Source organism: Pseudomonas sp. GV085, from assembly GCF_003050925.1.
GTDB lineage: Bacteria > Pseudomonadota > Gammaproteobacteria > Pseudomonadales > Pseudomonadaceae > Aquipseudomonas.
This window is the reverse complement of sequence record NZ_QAOV01000009.1, coordinates 131,438-155,979: the sequence shown is the minus strand read 5'-3', so window position 1 is coordinate 155,979 and position 24,542 is coordinate 131,438. Positions and strand designations below refer to the sequence as shown.

The following is a 24,542-nucleotide window of genomic DNA, read 5'->3' as shown; positions in this document are numbered from 1 at the left end:
TTTGTGCAGGAGACTGTAGGAAACCTACCGAACCCCTGTACTACGCAAAGCTGCCGGCGTGTAGTCCCCCGCTTTTGCATCGATGTTGAACTCGAAGCTGCGCTTCTCTTCGTTCTTCATTCCCAGGGCAATATAGCGACCGGCGATCAGGTCATACAGCGCTTCGACGGTGTAGGCCGGCACCTGGTGATCGTAGTAGAACTGGGCATGCCCTTCGGCGACGCGCCAGAGCTGACCACGCCCGTCGTAGTGGTCGGCCAGCGCCACTTGCCAGCTGTCTTCGTCGATGTACATGTGGCGCTTGGCGTACACGTGCCGCTCGTTCGGCTTGACCGTGGCGACGACTTCCCAGACCCGGTGCAGCTCATAGCGGGTCAGGTCCTGATTGATGTGCCCGGCCTTGATCACATCGGTGTACTTGAGATCTGGCGAGTCGAGCTTGTAGCTGTTGTAGGGGATGTACATCTCCTTCTTGCCGACCAGTTTCCAGTCGTAGCGATCCGGTGCGCCGGAAAACATGTCGAAATTGTCGGTGGTGCGCAGGCCATCGGACGAGGTGCCGACGCCGTCATAGGCCACCTGCGGCGCACGCCGTACCCGCCGCTGGCCAGCATTGTAGATCCAGGCCTTGCGCGGTTCCCGGACCTGGTCGAGGGTCTCGTGAACCAGCAACACGTTACCCGCCAGCCGGGCCGGGGCGGTCACTTCCTGCTTGAAGTAGTTGAGGACGTTTTCATCGGCGCCCGGCTTCAGATCGCCGAGCAACGAAGGCACGGCGACCTCGTCCTTGAAGCGGATCACGGTGAAATCGCCATTGGACTGCGGTGTCGCCTGGGTGACGGTGCGCCGCAGATTGCCGCCGTGGTAACGAGTGACGTGGTTCCAGATCACCTCCACACCATTCTTCGGAATCGGGAACGCGTAGTAGCGATTGCCGGTGAAATTGGCCAGACCGTTACCGTCGTTGATCGGTGTTACGTTCAGAGCGCTGCGTTTGGCCGACTCATAGATTTCCGCCGGTAACGCCACGGTGCGATGGCTCGGGTAGACCGGAATTTTGTAGGTCTCGGGATAGCGCTTGAACATTGCGATCTGGCCGTCGGAGAGCTTGTCCTTGTACTTGTCGACGGTCGCCGCGGTGATCACGAACAACGGCTTTTCGTTGGCGAACGGGTCAGCCAGGAAACCTTTGCTGTCCACCGCACCAGCGTTTTTCGGGATGCCGCCGGTCCAGGCCGGAATCGAGCCATCGGCATTACCGGCCTTCTCGGCACCGAGCGGTGTAAGGCTGGTGCCGAGCTTGCCAGCTTCTTGCGGCGACACCGCAGCCATCACGTTGGCAGCCAGCAGACTCAGAGTCAGAACGGCGCCCAATTGCAGAATCATCTTGCGCATTGAATTCATCCTTTTCAGCCAGATCAGAAGTTCACACCAAAGCTCAACGCCACGAAGTCACGGTCAGTGAGGACGTTGTAGTCCCCGCCGAAAAAGTCGGTGTAACTCAGGCTCGCGGTGTAGGTGTTGCGATAGTCCGCGTCGACACCGAGGCTGATGGCCTTGGCGCCTTCGTTGAACAGACCGTTGGGGCCAAAGCCTGCGACGTCGTGGGACCACGAGAGGTTGGGTCTGAAATTGATCCCGGCGATGAGGTTGTTGTAGTCGAGGATGGCCCGGGCGCGATAACCCCACGACGTCGAGGTCACGAAGCCATTGGTATCACCGCCGAAACCATACTGACCGAACACCGAGTCGCGGCCGTAGCGCAGTTTGGTGCGAGGCTCCAGCCCACCGACCCGAACCACCGCCGCCTCGCCCACCAGGGTCAGGCGATCCGCACCCGCAACCTGATCGATGAAATGCGTCAGGGTGCTCTGGATTTGAGTCACCTCCTTGCGGCGGTAGCCTTTGTTGTCGGCCCCCGGTGAAGTGGCGATGGGCGATGCCGCCCCCCCTGCAATCGGATTGAGCATGGCCAGGGTCAGGTCATTGGTGTTGACCTGCACCGGGAGGTTGGGGCGGTAGCTGATTTCCCCGCTCCACGCGGTGCCGGTGGATAACGTGGTAGCGAAGCTCGCACCGTAGAGGCGGATGTCCTCCGGATATTCGAGGTAATACTGGCCGCGACCGAGCATCACACTTTGGGCCAGGCCCGAACCACTGCCGGGGGCGATGCGATTGGCGGCGGCAACGATCCCCGGAAGGCTTGCCAGCGTACCGGGCCCGGCGGTGGTAGTCCCGACGTTCGGGCTGCGGCTGTGGTAGTTCATGAAGTACAGGCCGTATTCGGTGTCGTCCCCCAGCCAGCGCAATGCCGTGCCCCACTGCCCGGAGTCCCGGGCATCGCGGTCGCCACCACGGGGAACGATCACCCCCTCCTTGCTGACTTTGAAGCCCTGGCCAAAGGCAGCAGCAATCGGCTGCAGCGGTGCAATGGCCGGGCTGGCGACGGTGTAGCCCTTGTTGCAGCCGTCCGCCACTACATCGACGCCAAAGAAAGTGCCGCAGTTATCGACAACCGTCTGATCCCATTCCAGTTGATAGAAGCCTTCGACCGTCAACTTGTCCGTCAGCCCCTGGGAGGCAAACAGCATGTTGACCGGAATCAGGCCTTCCTTGATCTCGGCCCCCGGTCGACGGAACGCGGACACGTCGACCGGGTTGATGCTGTTGATCGAGTTGCCGATGAAAGTGCTTTCGCCCCAACTGACCACCTGCTTGCCGGCGCGCACAGTGCCCGGCAAATCGGCGAGGGAGTAGTTGTGATAGACGAAAGCGTCGAGGATTTGTCCGCCTGAAGACTTGGCGCCTTCTTTGCGATTGTGATCGCTGATGTCCTTGAACGGCCGGCTTTCATCCTTCAGTTCAAAGTCGTACCAGTACTTGCCACGCACAAACGCACCGGTGTCGCCGTACTTCAGCTCGAGGTCGTGAATGCCCTTGAAGATCTTCGAGAAGGTTTCGCCCTTCTTGAAATTCAATCGCCCGTCGTCACCGGTCGAAGACTGGCCGGAACCGCCGTTGACAATGCCCACCAGGGCGTTATCCGCATCACGCACGCCCCAACTCGCGCCGACCGACAGCGAGGAGTCGAACGTCCCCTCGATTTCCCCAATGTTGAACGAAATGGCCTGCGCCTGGGCACAGCAACCCAATGCAACCGCAGCCGCCAGCGCCTGTGGTGTGAAGATGGCGCGCATTGTTGTTTTTGTCATGCGTCTTCCCCGGTGAGTGACAGAAGGCCTCACCCTACTGCCGGGCACCGGGGTCGATAAGCACACCAAGGAGGTATTCGTGGTGTACCTCTAAAGGATGACTGACACAGGGTCATCACCCAGAGGACGAGCAGAGCAATACTGACTGTTGCCGTGGTTGCAACAGTGCATGTCCGTAATTGGTATTTTTCCTACGACACCAAGGGCTTATTCTTACGTGGCTGTCACGGTAAACCATTCCAGGCACGATGTGCCGGCCTGCGCCGTGATGAAAGACTTCAGATGAATTGAGGATTCGGTTCATCGCCCCGTGTTCACTGACGTTGATTTGTAGCTCCTGATCCAACGTCTTACCTTGGCCGCTGCGTTTGCAGCGGCCTTTTTTATGGTTCTTCACGCAATCCCGGGAAACTGTAGGAGCCAGCTTGCTGGCGAGGGACTCAAGTACACCGCATTTATCCGGTTCACACGCGTTATCGTTATCGACCATCGCCGCACCGCAGCTCCTACAAGAGAGCGTGCCCACGCTTTTTTTATGGGCGATGGTTTTTTGATGAGTAACAGCCGCCAGTCGGTAACCCCTGACCATCCAGGCAAGACTTCGAATACCTACATTTCTTTCAGAAAGCCCCTACAAGCATAGGTAAACACCAAAAGCACTCGAGCCATTAAGTTGAACAGCAAGTCGGCGCACGACTTTTATCTTCGTCCGGCTTCAAACTTACTTAATGCGAGTGCAATTATGAAACCCATCAACTACAACCAGTATCGCTCAATCAGAAGTTTCAACAGTCGAATTCGTTTTCTGGTTCTTCACTACACGGCCGCAAACTTTTCAAGTTCTGTCAGTGCCCTGACCGGCCCGTATGTCAGCGCGCACTATCTGATTCCAGATATCACTGACCCCAGTTACCTGAAAGCCGGCCATACCGTGCAGGAAGTTTTCAGCCTGGTGGATGAAACCTGTCGCGCCTGGCACGCAGGTGTCAGTCAGTGGGGTAACCGTAGCAATCTGAATGACACGTCCATCGGCATTGAAGTCGTCAACCTGGCGACGGACAACAAAGGCGAATTCACCTTCCCGCCGTATCACCCCGAGCAGATTGCTGCGATTGAACAATTGGCGCTGAACATCCTCAAGCGCTACCCGGATATCACACCGACGCAGGTTTTGGGCCACTCCGATGTTTCGATCGGCCGCAAGAGTGACCCGGGGCCGATGTTTCCCTGGCAGGCGCTGTACTTGAAAGGCGTCGGCGCCTGGTTCGATGAAAGCACTCGAGATGAGTATCTGCGCCAATACAACACTTCGGGCGTTCCAGCCCGAAGCGAATTGCTGGGGTTGTTCAAATCCTATGGATATGATGTTTCGGGCGCGTCAACGGACGGCGGCTTCCAACAGTTGGTGCGGGCATTCCAGATGCATTTTCGCCCGGACAACTTCGACGGAAAAATGGACGTGCAAACAGCCGCCAATCTGAAGGCACTGGTAGTCAAATACTTTCCCGGCTGATCGGTAACAAACGGTTTCCAGCCGACAAATGCAACAACCGGCAAGGTCAGTCAATGTGACCTTGCCGGCGCTTTCAGAGCGTATACCTCTGCAAATTCCCCATCATTTCCTTCAACGCTTCGATGTTGTCTTTCGGATGCGCCGCGCCTTCGAAGTCGCAAATCTGCTGCCAGTGCGCCGCCACGTCTTCCGGGGAGAAACCCGTCCGTGGATCGAACCCGGCACCGAGGCTGCGCTCCCAGCGGACCTTGCCCATCCAGCCGCCGCCGACTTCAAACAGACCGGAGGTTTCCTGGCAGTTCTCGCTGGCCAGGTACACCACTAGCGGGCTGACCAGTTCCGGCTTGAGCTGTTCGAAGACTTGCGGCGGGATCAGGCCTTCGGTCATGCGTGTGCCGCCGGTGGGGGCGATGGCGTTGACCAGGATGTTGTTCTTGCGGCCTTCGATGGCCAGGGTGCGGGTCAGGCCATAGAGACCGAGCTTGGCCATGCCGTAGTTGGACTGGCCGAAGTTGCCATAGATGCCCGAGGTCGACGCGGTGAAAATCACCCGGCCGTAGTTTTGCTCGCGCATGTGCGGCCAGGCGGCGCGGGTGACTTTGTAGGCACCTTCGACGTGGACGCGGTAAACCAGGTCCCAGTCGGCGTCATCCATTTTGTGGAAGGTCTTGTCACGCAAGATCCCGGCATTGTTGACCACTACGTCGACTCGACCGAAGACGTCCAGGGCGTGCTGGACCAGTTTGTCACCGTCAGTGACCGAGTCGTGGTTGGCCTCGGCGATGCCACCCGCCTGGCGAATGTCCGCCACCACGCGGTCGGCGGCCGAGGCGTTGGCGCCCTCACCCTGGGCCGAGCCGCCAAGATCGTTGACCAGCACCCTGGCGCCCTGTTTGGCGAACAGCAGGGCATGCGCCCGTCCCAGGCCGCCACCGGCTCCGGTGATGATCACGACTTTATCTTCGAAGCGCACAGACTCATTCATGGAGGACTCCAGCAGGCCAGGGGACAATGAGTCCGAGTTTCCGGCACCGCGCGGCAGGTCACAATGAACACGGGGGAGGCTGAATAGTGCGCGATAAGGCTGGGGGATGATTGATAGAGAAATGGACATGGACCCTGTGGCGAGGGGGCTTGCCCCCTCACCACAAAAAAGGCACAGCAGATTCAACGCTGCGAATCAGGAACACGCCACCTTGCGCGGTGGCAACAGCAGTTGATCGCGAAACGCCAGGTAGTGCTTGAGCACCTCGCAGGGCGCCTCGATCTGTGGGTAGTGGCCAATGTCGGGCAACACCACCGTGTCCGCCTCCGGGATCAGCTCCCGGTAACGCTCGACCATGTGCGCGCCGGAAACCGGATCAACCCCGCCATCGATCACCCGCAGCGGCACTTCACCGCGTTGCATCGCGCTCACCCAGCGGTTGCGCCAGACGCGTCGCTCCGGGATGTAGGCGATCAATTTATGCATGATCCGTGGTCCGCGATGGCTTTCGACCAGGCTCCAGAAGTCATCCATCTGGCTTTCACTGGGGCGGGTTTGCGGACCGAAAATCTGCCGGAAGCTTCTCACCAGACCATCACGGCTGAAGGCGCGGCCAATCATCCAGCCCAAAGGGCTGAGCAAGAGTTTTTGCATCAATACCGGGCGATGGGTTTCCGCAAACAAACCACCATTGAGAAACACGCAACTGGCCAGTTCCACCCGCGACTCGTAATGCCGGGCCAGCAGTTCCTGGGCCACGCTGTCGCCGTAATCGTGGGCAAACAGGTGCACCGGCTGTTCGACATTCAGGTGTTCAAGCAGTGCCTGTTGCAGATCCGCTTGCTCCAGCAGGCTGTATTCGTGATTCGCAGGTTTGGCCGAATCGCCGAAGCCCAGCATGTCGCAAGCGATCACGCGAAACCGCTGACTCAAAGGCTGCCACAAGTAATGCCAGTCCCAACTGGCGGACGGGAAGCCGTGAATGAGCAACAGCGGCTCACCCTGCCCTGCTGTCCAGTAACGGATGCTTTGATCACGGAATACGAACGTCTGGCTGCGTTTGCGCCAGACACACAGGGGGATCTCGGCGAGTTCCATCAGAGTTTATAGCCCGGGTCCAGTTTATCGAGTTTGCGCAGCAGCGCCGGCCATGCCAGCGCTCCGCCCATGCCTTGAGCACTTCGGGTGACACCCGCGATCATGGCTTTGGCGCCAGCCAGAATCTGCGGTTCGATGGCAATCAGTTCAGCGGCACCGTTTTGCGCCATGACCTGAATGTCGCAGGCACGCGCAAAGGTGAACATCATCAGGAACGTATCGGCGATGGTGCTGCCGCAGGTCAGCAGACCGTGGTTATGCAGCATCAGGAAATTGTTTTCACCGAGGTCGGCCTGCAGCCGCACTTTCTCATCATGGTTAAGCGCCACGCCTTCGTAGGCGTGGTAGGCCAGGCTGGAAAGCACGAACAACGACTGTTGGCTGATCGGCAAAACGCCCTGCTTCTGTGCCGACACCGCCACCCCTGAAGCCGTGTGGGTGTGGAGCACGCAGACGACATCGTGACGAACTTCATGCACGGCGCTGTGGATGGTGTAACTCGCCGGATTGATCTCGTAAGGACTGTCCATCAGCTTGTTGCCGGCCTGATCCACCTTGACCAGGTTCGACGCGGTAATTTCATGAAACATCAACCCGAACGGATTGATCAGGAAGTCTTCGGTGCCGGGCACCTTGGCGGAGATATGGGTGAAGATCAGGTCATCCCAGCCGTGTTGAGCGACCAGGCGATAACAGGCCGCCAGGTCGACGCGGGTCTGCCACTCGGCAGCACTGACCTGGTGTTTGACACTGTGAGGCGATTGGACAGGATCGACAGTCACGGCAAGGAACCTCGGTTTTTTTATGATGGAGTGTTTCCTATGTTTACCGAGTCTAGTCACCCCTTGAGGTTCGTGTACTTGCATTCGCAGCCAGCTTGGTGACCCTGCGAGTCAGTCCCCCGGCCACCCTGGATCCATGTCAAACGACCGGCGCCAGCGATGGTCTGACAGGCGGTTTTTTACCGTACTGTCAGAACCCTGACTGGCATGGGTGCCGGGGCAACGATCAGGTGCGCAGTGCGTTGATCAGGTCCGACAGCCAAGGCTCGGCGTCTGTTTCGGGGGTCACACTTTCGCTGGCATCCAGGCGTAGCATCGGCAGTACTTCGCGAATGCCCAGTTCACCGAACAATTCGCGTATCTGCTCGCCGCCGCCACAAAAGGTATCGCCATAACTCGCATCACCCAATCCGATCACCGCGCCTGGCAAACCGCGCCAGGCCGCTGGCAATTGGTCGCGAATGGTCGAATACAGCGGTTGCAGGTTGTCCGGCAGCTCGCCCATGCCGGTGGTCGACGTCACCACCAGAAAGGCTTCGGGGCCATACGCCTGGATTTCGGCGAGGGTCGCACGCGGGTTGTGAAAGGTTTCGAAACCGGCGGCTTTCAACAGGCTGGCGGCGTGGCGGGCAACTTCTTCGGCCGTGCCGTACACCGAGCCGGAAATGATGGCGACTTTCATCAATCTGATCCTGAATCCGAGTCAAAGACCCGGATATTAACAGCACGGTCGTGATTGTTCTTTTAGAATGCAATCGACAATCAATCAGGAAAGGATACTCCGATGATTAATGCACAACTGCTGCAAATGGCGATCAACACTTCCAACGACGAACGGTGAAAAATCCAGCGGACAGGCAAACCTACTTTGTCGGCGTGCAGAAAGATGTCACCGCGCAGGTCAAGACACTACAGCGCGTGACACAGCTTGAAGCGCAGTTGGCTGAACTCCAGGCCGAACTGACGGCGCTCAAGGCGACGAACGGCAAAAACCAAATCCAGAATTAATGGTCAGTAACTAGAATCACCGCTGACTTTGTAATTATATCTTTCGGGCTGACCATGCAACGCGACGCACTCCTGACCCAGGATGAGCTGGATTTCATCCAGAGCATGCAACACAACCCGCAACTCAATGTGCGGGACGCGACGTCGAGCCTGCTCGTCAACGGGGGATCGCAAATTCGTGACCTGCTCACCCGCCTGGCGGCCCATGAGCAGGTCACCATTCAAGCCAGCTTCGAAAACCAGCAAATGACCTTCCCCCTGCACCTTGTGGAAGACGAGTTCCATGCGCTGCACCTGCGCCTCGGCGTGCCGAGCATCTATGAAGACGGACCGATGGTCCGGCCTTGGCGCCTGGTACTGGACGAACCGGTAGCACTGGAAAACGCCAAGGGTCAAACCGGCACCCTGTGGGTGCACGAAGTATCGTGCAAAGGGGTTTTGCTGGAGGTTCGCAACAAGACCAAGCCACCGAAGCATTTCGCCTTGTGGTTCAGCCCGTCAGGTTATGAGCGGATTGCCTTGCGTGGCACTTTCGAGAAAGAAAACGAACAGGGCTTCTATGCCTATCAACTGAGCCAGAGCGATACGGACGAAACCGAGCGCCTGCGCCAGTTCATCCTGCAACAGCATCGGTTGACTCATCCCGCGCTGCATCTCTGAACCTCAAGTATCCAGTCTACCCGCCAGGAACTGCTTCAGACGCTGGCTCATGACCTCCCCCTCATTGCCCAGGCATCCGATCGATGACCCGGCCAGGCTCTCCTGTACCAGATCGCAAGCATCACCGGCCAACAATAATCGGCAATCCAGACTCATGACCAGGCGATTCAAGCGCCGCGGCAACTCGGGAGCCGGCACATGATTGGAAAACAGCACCAGCGCCAAGGGCTTGAGCCTTTCACATGTCAGCGCCAGCTCATCGAACGGCTGACCAATGTTCAGCACGCGAACGGCCACTGGCCCGGCACTCAGGAACAGGGCGGCGACCAACAGTTCCAGCTCGCGGCAATGGCCAACCAAGGCACAGATGACCACCCGACGCGGCTGTTTGTCTCGCAGCAACAACAGACGCTGCACCACCCGGGAACGCAAAAATCCATCCAGGAATAGCCACTCGCTGGTCCCGCCGAACTGGTCCTGTCGTTGCAGCAATTGCTTCCAGACAGGGATCAGAATGTCCTGAAACACCACCGGCAGGGCGTAACTGGAAAAGATTTGCCCGTAGACCTGCTCCAGCCGAATGTCGTCAAACCCGTTGACCGCAGCAAGAACCTGCTGCTGCCACTGTGCATAATCGGCTTCCACGAGGTTGTTGGGGATAATGTGCGACAACGCCTGGAGCGGCTGGGTTTTGGCCAGGATCCTGCCAATCTTGCTGACGACTACACCGCGCTCGACCCAGCCGAGGATATTGCGGACCCGTTCGATATCGGTCAGCGAATACAGGCGATGCCCACTTTCGGTGCGCATTGGAACAATCAGGCCATAACGTCGCTCCCAGGCTCGAAGCGTGATCGGATTGACGCCTGTCAGCCGCGCCACCTCGCGAATCGGATAGAGCTGTTCCTGTTCAAGGGAGACAGTCCGCGGCACACCTGAAACTACGTCGGTAAGGACAGGCATCTGGGATTGTATGTCCATGTGCAGATGGGATCCCAATTTAACTCCCCTGCCCCATAACAATTCAAGTTCATAATCGAAAAAAAACGCTCAAAGACGAAACCGGCAAAACAAGGAATAATCCTTGCTTGTTTCAAGCCGCAGCCCACTACCCCGGCGCTGCGCCTGGCGAAGTTCCTATCCGGAGCGACGCAAATGTCTTACGGAGATGCATGATGTCTACCCCTCCCGTCACGCTGATGGTTGCACGCCGCGTTGCCAATGGACGTTATCAAGACCTGATCGCCTGGCTGCGCGAAGGCGAACAACTGGCCACCGACTTTCCTGGCTACCTTGGCTCCGGCGTACTCGCACCGCCACCCGGTGATGACGAATTCCAGATTATCTTCCGCTTCGCCGACGAGCAGACCCTGCATGCCTGGGAGCATTGCGCTTCGCGCACCGCCTGGCTCGGACGCGGCAGCGAGTTGTTCGCCCACCCGACGGAACATCGGGTCAGCGGCATCGAGGGCTGGTTCGGTGCCGTCGGTCAACGCCCGCCGCGCTGGAAACAGGCCGTGGCAATCTGGTTGGCGTTCTTTCCGGTTTCCCTGCTGTTCAACTTTGCGCTGGGTTCGCTGCTGAGTGAGATGGCGCTGCTGCCCCGCGTGCTCGTCAGCACCCTGTGCCTGACGCCGCTGATGGTTTACCTGTTCATTCCGTTGTCGACGCGTTTGCTGGCCGGCTGGCTCAACAGCACGCCGACACGTCATTTGCCCACGACCTCAGTACCGCAAAACCGCTAAAAGATCGCGGGCTTCGCCAGCTCCTGCAAATCGGTAACAGATGGCGGCCCGTAGGAGCTGCCGAAGGCTGCGATCTTTTCCGAGACATCTCGCGACTCCTCGCTGGTATAGTTTTGTTCTCACCGCGACGCGAGCCGTTCATGACTTCTTCCGCAGCCCCTATCCTCATTACCGGCGCCGGCCAGCGTGTCGGCCTGCATTGCGCCCGGCGACTGCTGGAAGATGGCCAGCGCGTGATTTTCAGCTACCGCAGCGAACGTCCCGGCGTACAAGCCCTGCGCGATCTGGGGGCCACAGCGGTGTTCGCCGACTTCGCCAGCGAGGCCGGGATCCTGGCCTTCATCAGCGAGCTGAAAACCCACACCGACCGTTTGCGGGCGATTGTCCACAACGCCTCCGAATGGCTGGCCGAAACACCGGACACCGACGCCGCGGCATTCACCCGCATGTTCAGTGTGCACATGCTGGCGCCTTACTTGATCAACCTGCATTGCGCCGACCTGCTGCAACGCTCAAGCCCCGCTGACATCGTGCACATCAGCGATGACGTGACCCGCAAGGGCAGCAGCAAGCACATCGGCTATTGCGCCAGCAAAGCCGGGCTCGACAGCCTGACCCTGTCCTTCGCCGCCAGGTACGCGCCAGCCATCAAGGTCAACGGGATCGCCCCGGCCCTGCTACTGTTCAACCCTGAAGACGACGCGGCCTACCGCGCCAAGGTGCTGGCCAAGTCCGCGCTGGGCATCGAACCCGGCTGCGAAGTGATCTACCAGAGCCTGCGCTATCTGCTCGACAACCCTTATGTCACCGGCACCACCCTGACCGTCAACGGCGGACGGCACATCAAATAAGTGTCCCGCGAGGATTTTCCATGACGTTATCCCTGCCCCAGAATTATCGAGAGATCCTTATCGGCCTCGGCGAAAATCCCGACCGCGAGGGTTTGCTCGATACGCCGATGCGCGCGGCCAAAGCCATGCAGTACCTTTGCCATGGCTACGGGCAAAGTGTCGAAGAGATCGTCAATGACGCGCTGTTCGCCTCCGACAACGATGAAATGGTCATCGTCGACAACATCGAGCTGTACTCGCTTTGCGAACACCACATGCTGCCCTTCATCGGCAAGGCGCATGTGGCTTATATTCCGACCGGCAAGGTGTTGGGCCTGTCGAAGATTGCGCGACTGGTGGACATGTTCGCCCGGCGCCTGCAGATCCAGGAAAACCTCACCCGGCAAATCGCCGACGCGGTGCAACAAGTGACCGGCGCGGCCGGTGTCGCAGTGGTCATCGAAGCGCAGCACATGTGCATGATGATGCGCGGCGTCGAGAAACAGAATTCGACCATGAACACCTCGGTGATGCTCGGCGCCTTCCGCGAGTCGAGCAACACCCGCCAGGAGTTCCTGCAATTGATTGGACGGAGCAAGTAGCAATGCCACAACTTCAGCCAGGCATGGCACGCATCCGGGTCAAAGACCTGTGCCTGCGTACCTACATCGGCATCAACGAGGATGAAATCCTCAACAAGCAGGATGTGCTGATCAACCTCACCATTCTGTACGCAGCCCAGGAAGCGGTACGGGACAACGACATCGATCACGCGTTGAACTACCGCACGATCACCAAGGCGATCATCGCCCATGTGGAAGGCAACCGCTTTGCGCTGCTCGAACGCCTGACCCAGGAGATTCTCGACCTGGTGATGGCCAACGCATCGGTGCTCTACGCCGAGGTCGAGGTCGACAAGCCCCACGCGCTACGATTCGCCGAGTCGGTGTCGATTACGCTGGCAGCGAGCCGCTAGCTTCAAGCTACAAGCGCCAAGCTGTAAACTTGCAGCCACCGTCATCCAACTTGCAGCTTCAAGCGTGCCGCTTGAAGCTGTCTCGCAGAGACCGCCATGACCGACCAACAACGCCTGGAACTCGAAGCCGCCGCCTTTCGCCGGCTGGTGGCCCATCTGGACAGCCGCAAGGATGTGCAGAACATCGACCTGATGAACCTCTCGGGCTTCTGCCGCAACTGCCTGTCCAAGTGGTACAAGGCGGCGGCTGACGAACGCCAGATCGAGGTCAGCCTCGACGAAGCCCGCGAAGTGGTTTACGGCATGCCGTACGCCGAGTGGAAAGCCCAATTTCAGCAAGAAGCCAGCGCCGAACAACAGGCGGCGTTCGCCAAAGGAAAACCCAATGAGTGATTTGAACACCCTGCGCGCCAGCCTCAACAGCGGCGAACACGCCTTCGCCGAGACTCTGGCGTTCATTACTGCCGGTTACGACTACCAGCCTCAGGCTTTCAACAATGGTGGCGTGGAAAACGCGGCCGGGCAGAACGAAGGCTCGTGCAAGACCCTGGGTCTTGCGCTGCTCGAAGGCTTGAGTGATGCAGAAGCCCTGCTGGCGTTCGGTGAGCATTACCGCTCGGTGCTGGCGACGCCGGAAGGCAGCGACCATGGCAATATCCGCGCGTTGATTGCTCATGGCCTGGCGGGTGTGAAGTTCACCCAACAGCCACTGACGCGCCGCTGATTCAAATTGTAGGAGCGAGCCTGCTCGCGAAAAACTCAAGAGCACTGCCGGGCCTCTGGTTTACGCGTAATCGTTCACCACCATCGCGAGCAGGCTCGCTCCTACAGGTTCTGCGTTCACGGCGCGGAACTGATCAGAAACACATCCAGACTTTTAAGATTGACCCGGCAACTTTATTTCGTTTGCCCCATACCTCCGCTCACGGCTTAGATAAAAAGAAGTCCTCCTTCTTCCGAGCCGGTCATCCATGCGCAGCGAATCCATCAGCCAGTCGATCAACATCGTTCACCCTGTCACGCTCAGCCACGGCAAAAACGCCGAGGTCTGGGACACCGATGGCAAACGCTACATCGACTTTGTCGGCGGCATCGGCGTGTTGAACCTCGGCCATTGCCATCCGCGTATCGTCCAGGCCATCCGCGAACAAGCCACCCGACTGACCCATTACGCGTTCAATGCAGCGCCCCATGTGCCTTACCTCGAACTGATGGATCGCCTCAGCGCGTTCATGCCGGTGGGTTACCCGGTCAGCGGCATGCTCACCAACAGCGGCGCGGAAGCAGCGGAAAACGCCCTGAAGATCGTCCGTGGCGCCACCGGCCGCAGCGCGGTCATTGCCTTCGACGGCGCTTTCCACGGCCGCACACTGGCCACCCTGAACCTCAACGGCAAAGTCGCGCCCTACAAACAGAAAGTCGGCGTGCTGCCGGGGCCGGTGTTTCACCTGCCCTTCCCCAGCCAAGACAACGGCGTCACCAGTGCCGAGGCCCTCAAAGCCATGGAGCGCCTGTTCAGCGTCGAGATCGATGTCGAAGACGTCGCCTGCTTTATCGTCGAACCGGTGCAGGGCGAAGCGGGTTTCCTGGCCATGGAGGCCGAGTTCGCCCAGGCACTGCGCAAGTTCTGCAACGACAAGGGCATTGTGCTGATCGCCGATGAAATCCAGTCCGGTTTCGGCCGAACCGGCCAGCGCTTCGCGTTCTCGCGACTGGGCATCGAGCCGGACCTGATCCTGCTCGGCAAAAGCATCGCCGGCGGCGTACCGCTGGGTGCGGTGGTCGGGCGCAAGTCGCTGCTCGACAACTTGCCCAAGGGCGGACTCGGTGGCACTTACTCCGGCAACCCCATCGCCTGCGCTGCGGCACTGGCAACCCTCGACGAAATGACCGATGCCAACCTGCACACCTGGGGCACGCAACAGGAAGAAGCGATTGTCGGCCGCCATGCAACCTGGCGCGCGAACAAGCTGACGCCGTACCTGGGACGCCTGACCGGCGTCGGCGCCATGCGTGGCATCGAGCTGATCAACGCCGATGGCTCTCCCGCACCGGCACAATTGACCCAATTGCTGGCACTGGCGCGGGACGCGGGCCTGCTGCTGATGCCCAGTGGCAAATCACGGCACATCATTCGCTTGCTGGCGCCGTTGACCATCGAGGCTGCGGTGCTGGAGGAAGGGTTGGATATCCTTGAAGCCTGCCTTGCAAAACTGACCTGAACAGACAGTCCCTGTAGGAGCGAGCTTGCTCGCGATGGAGTGTCAGTCGACAACAATGTGGCTGATACACCATCGCGAGCAAGCTCGCTCCTACATGTTCATCGTATTTTTCGCGGGCATGAAAAAACCGGCCGAAGCCGGTTTTCTTTATTTCAACGTATGCAGAATCAAGCGTTCTGCAGATTGTCGAGGTAACGCTCGGCATCCAGTGCCGCCATGCAACCGGCACCAGCCGAGGTAATGGCCTGGCGGTACACGTGGTCTGCCACGTCACCGGCGGCGAAGATGCCTTCAAGGCTGGTGGCGGTGGCGTTGCCGTCACGACCGCCCTGCACAACCAGATAGCCGTCTTTCAGGGTCAACTGGCCTTCGAACAGCGAAGTGTTCGGAGTGTGGCCGATGGCGATGAACACGCCGTCGACTTTCACTTCGTCGAAGCTGCCGTCGTTGTTCTTCAGGCGCGCACCGGTCACGCCCATGTTGTCGCCCAGTACTTCGTCCAGGGTCGCGTTCAGCTTCAGCTCGATCTTGCCTTCGGCAACGCGGGCGTTCAGCTTGTCGATCAGGATCTTCTCGGCGCGGAAGGTTTCGCGACGGTGGATCAGGGTCACCTTGCTGGCGATGTTGGCCAGGTACAGGGCCTCTTCGACAGCGGTGTTGCCGCCGCCGACCACGGCAACCGGCTTGTTGCGGTAGAAGAAACCGTCGCAGGTCGCGCAGGCCGAAACGCCTTTGCCCATGAAGGTTTCTTCGGACGGCAGGCCCAGGTAACGGGCGCTGGCGCCGGTGGCGATGATCAGGGCGTCGCAGGTGTAAGTCGCGCTGTCGCCGGTCAGGGTGTACGGCTTGGCAGCGAAGTCCACGGCATTGATGTGATCGAACACGATCTCGGTTTCGAAACGCTCGGCGTGCTCGCGCATCCGCTCCATCAGCGCCGGACCGGTCAGGCCGTGGACGTCGCCCGGCCAGTTGTCGACTTCGGTGGTGGTGGTCAGTTGACCGCCGGCCTGCATGCCGGTGATCAGCAGTGGCTTGAGGTTGGCACGGGCGGCATAGACCGCGGCGCTGTAACCGGCAGGGCCGGAACCGAGAATAATCACTCGCGAATGACGGACTTCAGACATGACCTGCTCCTGTTGACCGGCCCGGAACACCTGGCGCGGAACGCCGGATTGCCGGCTGGAATAAAAAAGAACGGTTGAAAGCACTTGGGGAAGGCTTGAACCCGACCGTCCTGTAAAAAGATTGGGTGCAGCGTATCGAGGGGGCGAAGATTAAGGAAATACGGATTAACAATCCAGCTCATAGGTGGTCTCTATGCCATCTGACCGACGATATCGACGTCTTTGTTACAGTGAATGTCGATACCACTGCCGCGCTTTCGCACATGAAGCAAAGCCGGTAAGGTCGGCGCGTTTTCCCTCTGCTCGGAGCACATCATGCCTGCCCCCGTTCTGTCCGGCCCGCAATACCTGCGCGAAGGCCTCAAGCTGGTGCTGAGCCCCAGCCTGCGTTTGTTCGTGTTGTTGCCGCTGGCGATCAACCTGGTGCTGTTCGTCGGATTGATCTACCTGGCCGGCCATCAATTCAGCCTGTGGGTCGACACGCTGATGCCGTCCCTGCCCGACTGGCTGAGTTTTCTCAGCTACATCCTCTGGCCGCTGTTCGTGGTGCTCGTCGTACTGATGGTGTTCTTCACCTTCACCATGCTCGCCAATGTCATTGCCGCGCCATTCAACGGCTTTCTGGCGGAGAAAGTCGAGGTAGTGGTGTGCGGCACCGACGACTTCCCGGCCTTCAGCTGGGGCGAACTGATTGCGATGATCCCGCGCACCCTGGCCCGAGAAATGCGCAAGCTCGGCTATTTCCTGCCAAGGGCGATCGGCCTCTTCATCCTGTCCTTCATCCCGGTGGTGAACATCATCGCCGCGCCGCTGTGGCTGCTATTCGGGGTGTGGATGATGGCGATCCAGTACATCGACTACCCGGCGGACAACCACAAGCTGGGCTGGAACGAGATGCTTGCCTGGCTGCGACAAAAGCGCTGGCAAAGCATGAGCTTCGGCGGCATCGTCTACCTGGTGCTGCTGATCCCGGTGGTCAACATCCTGATGATGCCGGCCGCCGTGGCCGGGGCGACGTTGTTCTGGGTGCGTGAACGCGGCGCGGAAAGCCTGGTGGCGCAGCGCTGAGCCATCAGCGCCGGTACCGCAGTCACAAATCCATCATCCTGACGTCACACTGACGACATGGCCCCGGTCGACACTGGGGTCATGACGACAGCTCTGCATATCACTCTGATCACCGAAACCTTCCCTCCGGAAATCAACGGCGTGGCCAATACCCTGGGTCGCTTGTGCGACGGTTTGCGCGCGCGCGGGCATCAGGTGGAACTGGTGCGACCGCGTCAGGGCTGCGACCAACAGCTGGGCAGCGACGATGAACTGCTGCTGTGCCGCGGCTGGCCACTACCGGGCTATCCCGGCCTGCAATGGGGTCAGTCGTCGATGCACAAACTGCTGCGGCGCTGGACGCGTCACCGCCCGGATGTGCTCTACATCGCCACCGAAGGGCCACTGGGTCTGTCGGCCTTGCGTGCGGCACGGCGACTGGGGATTTCCGTGGTCAGCGGTTTTCACACCAATTTCCAGCAGTACTCCAACCAGTACGGGCTGGGTTTGCTCACGCGCCTGCTGACCCACTACCTGCGCTGGTTCCACAACCGCTCGACCATGACCCTGGTGCCCAGCGTCAGCCAGCGTCTGGAACTGGAGCGACGTCATTTCGAACGACTGGCGTTGCTGTCCCGAGGCGTCGACAGCGAACTGTTTCACCCGGCCAAACGCTTGAATGCCCTGCGCGAGCAATGGGGACTGGCCGAAGCAGACATCGCCGTCATTCATGTCGGACGCCTGGCCCCGGAAAAAAACCTCGGCCTGCTCAAGCGCACCTTCAATACCCTCAAGGCGAGTTATCCCAAGCGCATCCTGAAACTGATCGTGGTCGGCGATGGCCCACAGCGCCAGGAACTGGAAAACGAAATCCCCGAGGCGATTTTCTGTGGCACCCAACGGGGTGAAGCCCTGGCGTGTCACTACGCTTCGGGCGATGTGTTTCTGTTTCCGAGCCTGACCGAAACCTTTGGCAATGTAGTGCTTGAAGCACTTGCCTCGGGGCTCGGCGTGGTGGCCTACGACAAGGCGGCAGCCGCCCAGCATATTCGTCATGGCTACAACGGCGTACTGGCGATGCCGGGGGATGAAGAAGCGTTCTGCGATGCAGCGGCATGGCTGCTGGAGGAACAGGAAGCCTTGCGCAATGTACGGCTCAATGCGCGCCAGCACGCCAGTCGCCAAGGCTGGGCGACGATCATCGAGCAGTTCGAGGGGCAGTTGCGTGGGGCCTGTGCCGGGGAGATGGTGGTGCCGAATGCACCGACTGTCCCCTGATTTTGTAGTGCTCTTTAGTCAGTCTTCGCGAGCAAGCCCGCTCCCACAGGTGACCTCATCTCTCTGAGATAACTCGGTTACCTGTGGGAGCGGGCTTGCTCGCGAAAGCGTAAGTCCAATCGCCGCTTAAACCAGCGTCATCAACGCCTCACGGCTAAACGGCAAAATGTCCTCTTCACGGCCGTCGCGCACTTTCTGTGCCCAGTCCGGGTCCACCAGCAACGCACGACCAACGGCCACCAGGTCGAACTCGTCGTTGTTCAGACGCTCCAGCAATTTTTCCAGACTGGCCGGTTGTGCGACCTTGTCGGTGTTGACCATGAACTGCAGGAACTCGCCATCCAGGCCGACGCTGCCCACGGTGATGGTCGGCTTGTCGGTGAGTTGACGGGTCCAGCCGGCCAGATTCAACTCGGAACCGTCGAACTCCGGCTCCCAGAAACGGCGGGTCGAGCAGTGGAAAATATCCACGCCCGCATCCGCCAGCGGCTTGAGGAACTCGCCCAAGGCTTGCGGGGTTTGCACCAGACGTGCGGTGTAGTCCTGCTGTTTCCACTGGGAGAAACGGAAGATAATCGGGAAACCTTCACCGACCGCGGCACGCACGGCCTGAATCAATTCAATGGCGAAGCGCGAACGGCTGGCCAGGCTGCCGCCGTATTCGTCGGTACGCAGATTGCTGCCTTCCCAGAAGAACTGGTCGATCAGGTAACCGTGGGCACCGTGGATTTCCACGCCGTCCATGCCGATGCTCTGGGCATCCTTGGCGGCCTGGGCAAACGCGGCGATCACGTCCTGGATGTCCTGTTTGGTCATGCCGTGCACCACGACCTGACCTTCCTTCACTTTTTCCGAGGGGCCATAACCCGGCACGCTGGCGTCCGGCTCGGTGCCGATACGGCGTACGCTGCCCACATGCCACAGCTGCGGAACGATCTTGCCGCCTTCGGCGTGAACGGCGTCGACGACTTTCTTCCAGCCGGCCAGTGCCGCTTCACCGTAGAAATGCGGAACGTTCGGGTAGCCGTTGGACGCCTTGTGACCGACGGTGGTGCCTTCGGTGACGATCAGGCCGACGCCCGCAGCGGCGCGACGACGGTAGTATTCGATCACTTTGGAGTTGGGCACGCCGCCCGGGGAAAAGGAGCGGGTCATCGGCGCCATGACGACGCGGGTCGGCAGTTCAAGGGTGCCGAGGTGGAACGGTTTGAACAGGGCTTTGACGGGCATGGGACGCTCCACGGAAAAATAACTTTATGACGGCGATAATATGGAGAGTCCAACGCACTGAACAGCATTATTGATTGCAGTGATTAAGGATCAAAAGATAGGGAATATTGTAGGAGCGTGCTCGCTCGCGATGGACTGGAGAACGCCGCGCCGTATCAGGCTTGCAGCGTTATCGTTGACGACCATCGCGAGCAAGCTCGCTCCTACAGGGGGGATCAGCTCAGCGCTTTTTCGATCGCATGAACGATGGTCGGATCATCTGGCGCCGTACGTGGCGAGAACCGAGCCAGTACGCGGCCGTCCTTGCCCAGCAGGAACTTCTCGAAGTTCCAGGTGATGTCGCCGGGAAACTCCGCGCCCTCGCCTGCCAGCAAGCGGTACAACTGATGACGATCATGCCCGTTGACTTCCAGCTTGCTGGACAACGGAAAGGTCACGCCATAGTTGAGGCTGCAGAAATCCTTGATCTGCTGCTCGGTCCCGGGTTCCTGCCCGGCAAACTGGTTGCACGGCAAGCCCAACACGCTGAAGCCTTTGGCCTTGTATTGCTGGTAGAGGTTTTCCAGCGCCGCGTACTGCGGGGTCAAGCCGCATTTGGAGGCGACGTTGACCACCAGCACGACTTGGCCTTTGAAAGGCGCCAGAGGTAGCTCCTGACCATCCAGGGCTGTCAATTTAAGGTCGTGAAAAGCACTCATGGCGTACTCCAGATTCCCGTGTTCTCTTCGAAACAGCCACTTGGCGATGCCGTCAGGGACAGCCGCAGACTAAAAAGGCGCCCACAAGGCGCCTCTCCAGTTATCTGAGCTTAGCGCAGAAATCAGTGGTGATGGCCACCTTCGCCATGGACGTGACCATGAGCGATTTCTTCCTGGCTGGCGTCACGGATGTCGATGATCTTGACCTGGAAATTCAGGCGCTGACCGGCCAACGGGTGGTTGCCGTCGACGGTCACATCGTCGCCGTCCAGATCACGGATGGTCACGATCTGCATCTGGCCGTCCGGTGCGGAAGCGTGGAACTGCATGCCCACCTCCAGCTCATCGACGCCTTCGAACATGCTGCGGCTCAGGGTGCTGACCAGTTCGGCAGCGTATTCGCCGTAAGCGTCTTCCGGTTCAACGGCTACGGTCAGCTCGTCGCCGACGGCCTTGCCTTCCAGAGCCTTTTCCAGGCCCGGGATGATGTTGCCTGCGCCTTGCAGGTAGACCAGCGGCGCGCCGCCGGCGGAGCTGTCGATGACCTCACCAGCGTCGTTGGTCAGGGTATAGTCGATGGAGACAGCCTTATTGGCGGCGATCAGCATGGGGCGAGACCTTTTGCATAAGAAGATTGAAAGGCCAAGTTTAGCGAAGCAATCGTCCGAAAGCGAACACAACCCGGACAGACGGAATTCGACGATCACAGGCTTCCATCAGGACGAGGACGGACACTGGGTGGCCGAGCTTTCCTGCGGCCACACCCAACACCTGCGGCACCAGCCACCCTGGCAATCCCGCGCCTGGGTCATGGACCCTGCGCAGCGCCAGGAAAAAATAGGCCAGCCCTTTGATTGTGGTTGGTGCGCACAAGGCTCGGTTAGCGATAACCTTGGCGACTGAATTTCGGTAGACGACCAGTTATAGGTCATCGCCTTTGCAATGCTCCTTTAGAGAATCCGCATGCAAACTTTTTTTATCGCACCCACCGATTTTGGTGTGGGTCTGACCTCCATCAGCCTCGGGCTGGTGCGTACCCTTGAGCGCGCCGGCCTCAAGGTCGGCTTTTTCAAACCGATTGCACAACCGCATCCAGGTGACACCGGCCCTGAGCGCTCCACCGAGCTGGTGGCGCGCACGCATGGTCTGAAACCGCCACAACCGCTGGGTCTGGCGCACGTCGAGCGGATGCTCGGCGACGGCCAGCTTGATGAGTTGCTCGAAGAAATCATCACCTTGTACCAGCAAGCAGCCGTCGGCAAAGACGTGCTGGTGGTTGAAGGCATGGTGCCGACCCGCAGTGCCAGTTATGCCGCGCGGGTCAACCTGCATTTGGCCAAGAGCCTCGATGCCGAGGTGATTCTGGTTTCGGCTCCGGAAAACGAAGTGCTGGCCGAACTCTCCGGCCGCGTTGAATTGCAGGCGCAATTGTTCGGTGGTCCGAAGGATCCGAAAGTCCTCGGCGTGATCCTCAACAAGGTCAAGACTGACGAGAGCATGGACGCCTTCGCCGCCCGTCTTAAAGAGCATTCGCCGTTGCTGCGCAGCGGTGATTTCCGTCTGCTCGGCTGCATTCCGTTTCAGCCGGAACTCAATGCGCCGCGCACCCGCGACGTCGCCGACCTGATGGGTGCGCAAGTGCTCAACGCCGGTGATTATGAAACCCGGCGCATGACCAAAATCATCATTTGCGCCCGCACCATGCGCAACACCGTGGAGTTGCTCAAGCCCGGCGTGCTGGTGGTGACCCCCGGCGATCGCGACGACATCATCCTCGCCGTCAGCCTCGCGGCGATCAACGGCGTGCCGCTGGCCGGCCTGCTGCTGACCAGCGACACCCTGCCCGACCCACGCATCATGGACCTGTGCCGCGGCGCCCTGCAGGCCGGGTTACCGGTGCTGTCAGTGAGTACCGGCTCCTACGACACCGCCAACCTGCTCAATGGCCTGAACAAGGAAATCCCTATCGATGACCGCGAGCGCGCCGAAATCATCACCGACTTCGTCGCCAGTCATCTCGACGCCAACTGGCTGCACCAGCGCTGCGGTACACCACGGGAGATGCGCCTGTCGCCAGCCGTTTTCCGCTATCAATTGATCCAGCGCGCCCAGGCGGCCAACAAGCGCATCGTGTTGCCCGAAGGCAGCGAGCCGCTGACCGTGCAGGCTGCCGCGATCTGCCAGGCCCGTGGCATTGCCCGTTGCGTATTGCTGGCGAAACCGGCGGATGTCGAAGCCGTCGCCCGCGCCCAGGGTATCGAGTTGCCGCCAGGGCTGGAAATCCTCGATCCAGACCTGATCCGCGAGCGTTACGTCGAGCCGATGGTCGCCCTGCGTAAAAGCAAAAGCCTCAACGCACCCATGGCCGAGCAACAACTGGAAGACACTGTGGTGATCGGCACCATGATGCTGGCGCTGGATGAGGTCGACGGGCTGGTGTCCGGAGTCATTCACTCCACGGCCAACACCATCCGCCCAGCCCTGCAACTGATCAAGACCGCGCCGGGCTGCACGCTGGTGTCTTCGGTGTTCTTCATGCTGTTCCCGGAAGAAGTGCTGGTTTACGGCGACTGCGTGATGAACCCGCACCCGAGCGCCAGCGAACTGGCCGAGATTGCGTTGCAAAGCGCCGACTCGGCGGCGGCATTCGGCATCACTCCACGAGTGGCGATGATCAGTTACTCCAGCGGTGAGTCGGCCAGCGGTGAAGAAGTCGAGAAGGTCCGCGAAGCGACGTTGCTCGCCCACGAACAACAGAACTCATTATTGATCGACGGCCCATTGCAGTACGACGCCGCTGCCAACGAAACCGTGGCCAGGCAACTGGCGCCGAACAGTCAGGTGGCCGGTCGTGCCACGGTGTTCGTGTTCCCCGACCTGAACACCGGCAACACCACCCACAAGGCCGTGCAGCGCAGCGCCGACTGCGTCAGCCTCGGGCCGATGCTGCAAGGCCTGCGCAAACCGGTGAACGATTTGCCGCGCGGCGCGCAGGTCGATGACATCGTCTACACCATCGCGTTGACCGCGATCCAGGCAGCCAACCGACCTATGGATGTGTAAATGCTGGATTTTCTACCTGCTGCGCTGCGAGGCGTGATCGCCTCGCTGCTGTTGGCACTGAACACGATTTTGCTCTGTTCGTTCCTGTTCTGCGTGGCACTCGTCAAGGCACTCCCGTTCGCCCTCACCCAGCGCCTCGCGCACTGGCTGATGAGTCATACCCATGAAGCCTGGATCAGTATCAACAAAGGCTGGATGAACCTCGTCCGCCGCACCCGCTGGCACATCAGCGGCCTGCAAGGCCTCGACTATCGGCACTCGTACCTGATCACCAGCAACCACCAGAGCTGGGTTGACATCCTGGTGCTGCAATACGTGCTCAACCGACGCATCCAACCGCTGAAGTTCTTTCTCAAGCAGGTGCTGATCTGGGTTCCGGTGATCGGCCTGGCTTGGTGGGCACTGGGCTTCCCGTTCATGAAGCGCTACTCCAAGGCTTATTTGGAGAAGCATCCGGAAAAGAAAGGCAAGGACCTGGAAACCACGCGCAAGACCTGCGCGAAATTCCGCGACAACCCGGTGGGCATTTTCAATTTCGTCGAGGGCACGCGCTTCACCAAGGGTAAGCATGCCCAGCAGCAGTCACCCTTCAAGTACCTGCTCAAGCCCAAGGCCGGAGGCATTGCGTTTGTGCTGGATGCGATGGGCGAACAACTTGAATCCCTGGTCAATGTGACCATCCACTACCCCGCCGGGCGCCCGGGTTTCTGGGACTTGCTGTGTGGGAACGTTGCGGATGTGGTGGTGCACTTTGAAGAACTGAAGATTGCGCCGCAATTCATTGGCAAGAACTATGACCAGGACGGTGAATACCGCCTGCAATTTCAGGGCTGGATCAATCAGCTGTGGCAGGACAAGGATGCGTTGCTCGAACAGATGCACCGCGAGTATCCAGCGAAGTCTTGAGGTGCCTGTACTGGCCTCTTCGCTGGCAAGCCAGCTCCTACAGGGATCGCGTCGTTCACAAAATTTGTGATCACCTTCCAACCTGTAGGAGCTGGCTTGCCAGCGAAGGCGTTTTCAAGAACAAAAAAAAACGCCGATGATCACTCATCGGCGGTTTTTTCATTT

26 protein-coding genes are annotated in these 24,542 nt (G+C 59.6%); 15 read left to right on the top strand and 11 right to left on the bottom strand.

All coding sequences use genetic code 11. The features are described from left to right. Positions 1 to 24: 24 nt before the first annotated feature. Both C8K63_RS19815 and C8K63_RS19810 read right to left on the bottom strand, forming a co-directional pair. Complete coding sequence (locus C8K63_RS19815) at positions 25 to 1,395, bottom strand: DUF1329 domain-containing protein (protein ID WP_108218244.1); 1,371 nt, start codon at positions 1,393 to 1,395, stop codon at positions 25 to 27. A gap of 23 nt (positions 1,396 to 1,418) precedes the next feature. Then, positions 1,419 to 3,212 (bottom strand): DUF1302 domain-containing protein, encoded by a 1,794-nt coding sequence (locus C8K63_RS19810; RefSeq protein ID WP_108218243.1) that lies wholly within the window; start codon positions 3,210 to 3,212, stop codon positions 1,419 to 1,421. Positions 3,213 to 3,954: 742 nt separating this feature from the next. On the opposite strand from C8K63_RS19810, the gene C8K63_RS19800 reads away from it, so the two are divergent. Then, complete coding sequence (locus C8K63_RS19800) at positions 3,955 to 4,725, top strand: N-acetylmuramoyl-L-alanine amidase (protein WP_108218241.1); 771 nt, start codon at positions 3,955 to 3,957, stop codon at positions 4,723 to 4,725. 73 nt (positions 4,726 to 4,798) lie between these two features. On the opposite strand, the gene C8K63_RS19795 is transcribed toward C8K63_RS19800, so the two are convergent. The 4 genes from C8K63_RS19795 to C8K63_RS19780 form a co-directional block, all read right to left on the bottom strand. Beyond that, entirely contained in the window at positions 4,799 to 5,710 is a 912-nt protein-coding gene (locus tag C8K63_RS19795) for an SDR family oxidoreductase (protein WP_108218240.1), read from the bottom strand. Positions 5,711 to 5,905: 195 nt separating this feature from the next. After that, positions 5,906 to 6,808: an alpha/beta fold hydrolase gene (locus C8K63_RS19790; RefSeq protein WP_108218239.1), complete on the bottom strand. Its 903-nt coding sequence runs from the start codon at positions 6,806 to 6,808 to the stop codon at positions 5,906 to 5,908. After that, positions 6,808 to 7,590: a class II aldolase/adducin family protein gene (locus C8K63_RS19785; RefSeq protein WP_108218238.1), complete on the bottom strand. Its 783-nt coding sequence runs from the start codon at positions 7,588 to 7,590 to the stop codon at positions 6,808 to 6,810. Before C8K63_RS19785 ends, C8K63_RS19790 begins: the two co-directional genes overlap by 1 nt. Positions 7,591 to 7,816: 226 nt before the next feature. Beyond that, on the bottom strand, positions 7,817 to 8,272 hold the full coding sequence (locus C8K63_RS19780; RefSeq protein ID WP_108218237.1) for a flavodoxin: 456 nt from the start codon (positions 8,270 to 8,272) through the stop codon (positions 7,817 to 7,819). A gap of 155 nt (positions 8,273 to 8,427) precedes the next feature. On the opposite strand from C8K63_RS19780, the gene C8K63_RS30380 reads away from it, so the two are divergent. Together C8K63_RS30380 and C8K63_RS19775 are read left to right on the top strand one after the other, a co-directional pair. Next, positions 8,428 to 8,598 (top strand): hypothetical protein, encoded by a 171-nt coding sequence (locus C8K63_RS30380; protein ID WP_158273958.1) that lies wholly within the window; start codon positions 8,428 to 8,430, stop codon positions 8,596 to 8,598. A gap of 54 nt (positions 8,599 to 8,652) precedes the next feature. Further along, positions 8,653 to 9,258 carry a hypothetical protein gene (locus tag C8K63_RS19775; protein ID WP_108218236.1) on the top strand — a complete coding sequence of 202 codons (606 nt, stop codon included), beginning with the start codon at positions 8,653 to 8,655 and terminating at the stop codon, positions 9,256 to 9,258. Between the two features lie 3 nt (positions 9,259 to 9,261). Here the strand turns inward: C8K63_RS19775 and C8K63_RS19770 are convergent, their stop codons facing one another. Next, the gene (locus C8K63_RS19770) at positions 9,262 to 10,221 is read right to left on the bottom strand and encodes a MerR family transcriptional regulator (protein WP_108218235.1); all 960 of its coding nucleotides are present in this window, start codon (positions 10,219 to 10,221) and stop codon (positions 9,262 to 9,264) included. Between the two features lie 212 nt (positions 10,222 to 10,433). On the opposite strand from C8K63_RS19770, the gene C8K63_RS19765 reads away from it, so the two are divergent. The 7 genes from C8K63_RS19765 (at position 10,434) to C8K63_RS19735 (ending at position 15,031) form a co-directional block, all read left to right on the top strand. Continuing rightward, positions 10,434 to 11,003, top strand: coding sequence for an antibiotic biosynthesis monooxygenase (locus C8K63_RS19765; protein ID WP_108218234.1), 570 nt, complete (start codon positions 10,434 to 10,436; stop codon positions 11,001 to 11,003). Between the two features lie 140 nt (positions 11,004 to 11,143). Beyond that, positions 11,144 to 11,854: a dihydromonapterin reductase gene (gene folM, locus C8K63_RS19760; protein WP_108218233.1), complete on the top strand. Its 711-nt coding sequence runs from the start codon at positions 11,144 to 11,146 to the stop codon at positions 11,852 to 11,854. 20 nt (positions 11,855 to 11,874) lie between these two features. Further along, positions 11,875 to 12,435, top strand: coding sequence for a GTP cyclohydrolase I FolE (gene folE, locus C8K63_RS19755; RefSeq protein WP_108218232.1), 561 nt, complete (start codon positions 11,875 to 11,877; stop codon positions 12,433 to 12,435). A gap of 2 nt (positions 12,436 to 12,437) precedes the next feature. Beyond that, positions 12,438 to 12,809, top strand: a complete 372-nt coding sequence (folX, locus tag C8K63_RS19750) for a dihydroneopterin triphosphate 2'-epimerase (protein ID WP_108218231.1) — start codon at positions 12,438 to 12,440, stop codon at positions 12,807 to 12,809. 96 nt (positions 12,810 to 12,905) lie between these two features. After that, on the top strand, positions 12,906 to 13,202 hold the full coding sequence (locus C8K63_RS19745) for a DUF1244 domain-containing protein (protein ID WP_108218230.1): 297 nt from the start codon (positions 12,906 to 12,908) through the stop codon (positions 13,200 to 13,202). Beyond that, a complete protein-coding gene (locus C8K63_RS19740) occupies positions 13,195 to 13,533 on the top strand; it encodes a HopJ type III effector protein (RefSeq protein ID WP_108218229.1) in 339 nt (112 codons plus the stop codon). Before C8K63_RS19745 ends, C8K63_RS19740 begins: the two co-directional genes overlap by 8 nt. A 247-nt stretch (positions 13,534 to 13,780) precedes the next feature. Then, positions 13,781 to 15,031: an aspartate aminotransferase family protein gene (locus tag C8K63_RS19735; RefSeq protein ID WP_108218228.1), complete on the top strand. Its 1,251-nt coding sequence runs from the start codon at positions 13,781 to 13,783 to the stop codon at positions 15,029 to 15,031. Between the two features lie 167 nt (positions 15,032 to 15,198). Here C8K63_RS19735 and trxB read toward each other — a convergent pair whose 3' ends face one another. Next, positions 15,199 to 16,155: a thioredoxin-disulfide reductase gene (gene trxB / locus C8K63_RS19725; protein WP_057716403.1), complete on the bottom strand. Its 957-nt coding sequence runs from the start codon at positions 16,153 to 16,155 to the stop codon at positions 15,199 to 15,201. 315 nt (positions 16,156 to 16,470) lie between these two features. On the opposite strand from trxB, the gene cysZ reads away from it, so the two are divergent. Next, the gene (gene cysZ, locus C8K63_RS19715) at positions 16,471 to 17,223 is read left to right on the top strand and encodes a sulfate transporter CysZ (RefSeq protein ID WP_108218226.1); all 753 of its coding nucleotides are present in this window, start codon (positions 16,471 to 16,473) and stop codon (positions 17,221 to 17,223) included. A 57-nt stretch (positions 17,224 to 17,280) separates the two neighbouring features. Continuing rightward, the gene (locus C8K63_RS19710; RefSeq protein ID WP_108218225.1) at positions 17,281 to 18,480 is read left to right on the top strand and encodes a glycosyltransferase family 1 protein; all 1,200 of its coding nucleotides are present in this window, start codon (positions 17,281 to 17,283) and stop codon (positions 18,478 to 18,480) included. Between the two features lie 126 nt (positions 18,481 to 18,606). Here the strand turns inward: C8K63_RS19710 and C8K63_RS19705 are convergent, their stop codons facing one another. From C8K63_RS19705 to C8K63_RS19695, 3 genes are all read right to left on the bottom strand, one after another. Next, a complete protein-coding gene (locus tag C8K63_RS19705; RefSeq protein WP_108218224.1) occupies positions 18,607 to 19,710 on the bottom strand; it encodes an NADH:flavin oxidoreductase in 1,104 nt (367 codons plus the stop codon). Between the two features lie 215 nt (positions 19,711 to 19,925). Beyond that, positions 19,926 to 20,408: a glutathione peroxidase gene (locus C8K63_RS19700; RefSeq protein ID WP_108218223.1), complete on the bottom strand. Its 483-nt coding sequence runs from the start codon at positions 20,406 to 20,408 to the stop codon at positions 19,926 to 19,928. Positions 20,409 to 20,530: 122 nt separating this feature from the next. Then, entirely contained in the window at positions 20,531 to 21,016 is a 486-nt protein-coding gene (locus tag C8K63_RS19695; RefSeq protein WP_007901600.1) for a peptidylprolyl isomerase, read from the bottom strand. Between C8K63_RS19695 and C8K63_RS19690 the strand changes: the two genes are divergently transcribed. Genes C8K63_RS19690 through C8K63_RS19680 form a run of 3 tightly spaced genes read left to right on the top strand, consistent with a single transcriptional unit; the run spans position 20,985 to position 24,377 of the window. Further along, positions 20,985 to 21,311, top strand: a complete 327-nt coding sequence (locus tag C8K63_RS19690; RefSeq protein WP_108218222.1) for a DUF3565 domain-containing protein — start codon at positions 20,985 to 20,987, stop codon at positions 21,309 to 21,311. The two genes, C8K63_RS19695 and C8K63_RS19690, sit on opposite strands and share 32 nt — an antisense overlap. Positions 21,312 to 21,371: 60 nt before the next feature. Then, a complete protein-coding gene (gene pta, locus C8K63_RS19685) occupies positions 21,372 to 23,471 on the top strand; it encodes a phosphate acetyltransferase (RefSeq protein WP_108218221.1) in 2,100 nt (699 codons plus the stop codon). After that, positions 23,472 to 24,377 carry an acyltransferase gene (locus C8K63_RS19680; protein ID WP_108218220.1) on the top strand — a complete coding sequence of 302 codons (906 nt, stop codon included), beginning with the start codon at positions 23,472 to 23,474 and terminating at the stop codon, positions 24,375 to 24,377. It begins immediately after the preceding gene. Positions 24,378 to 24,542: the final 165 nt, after the last annotated feature.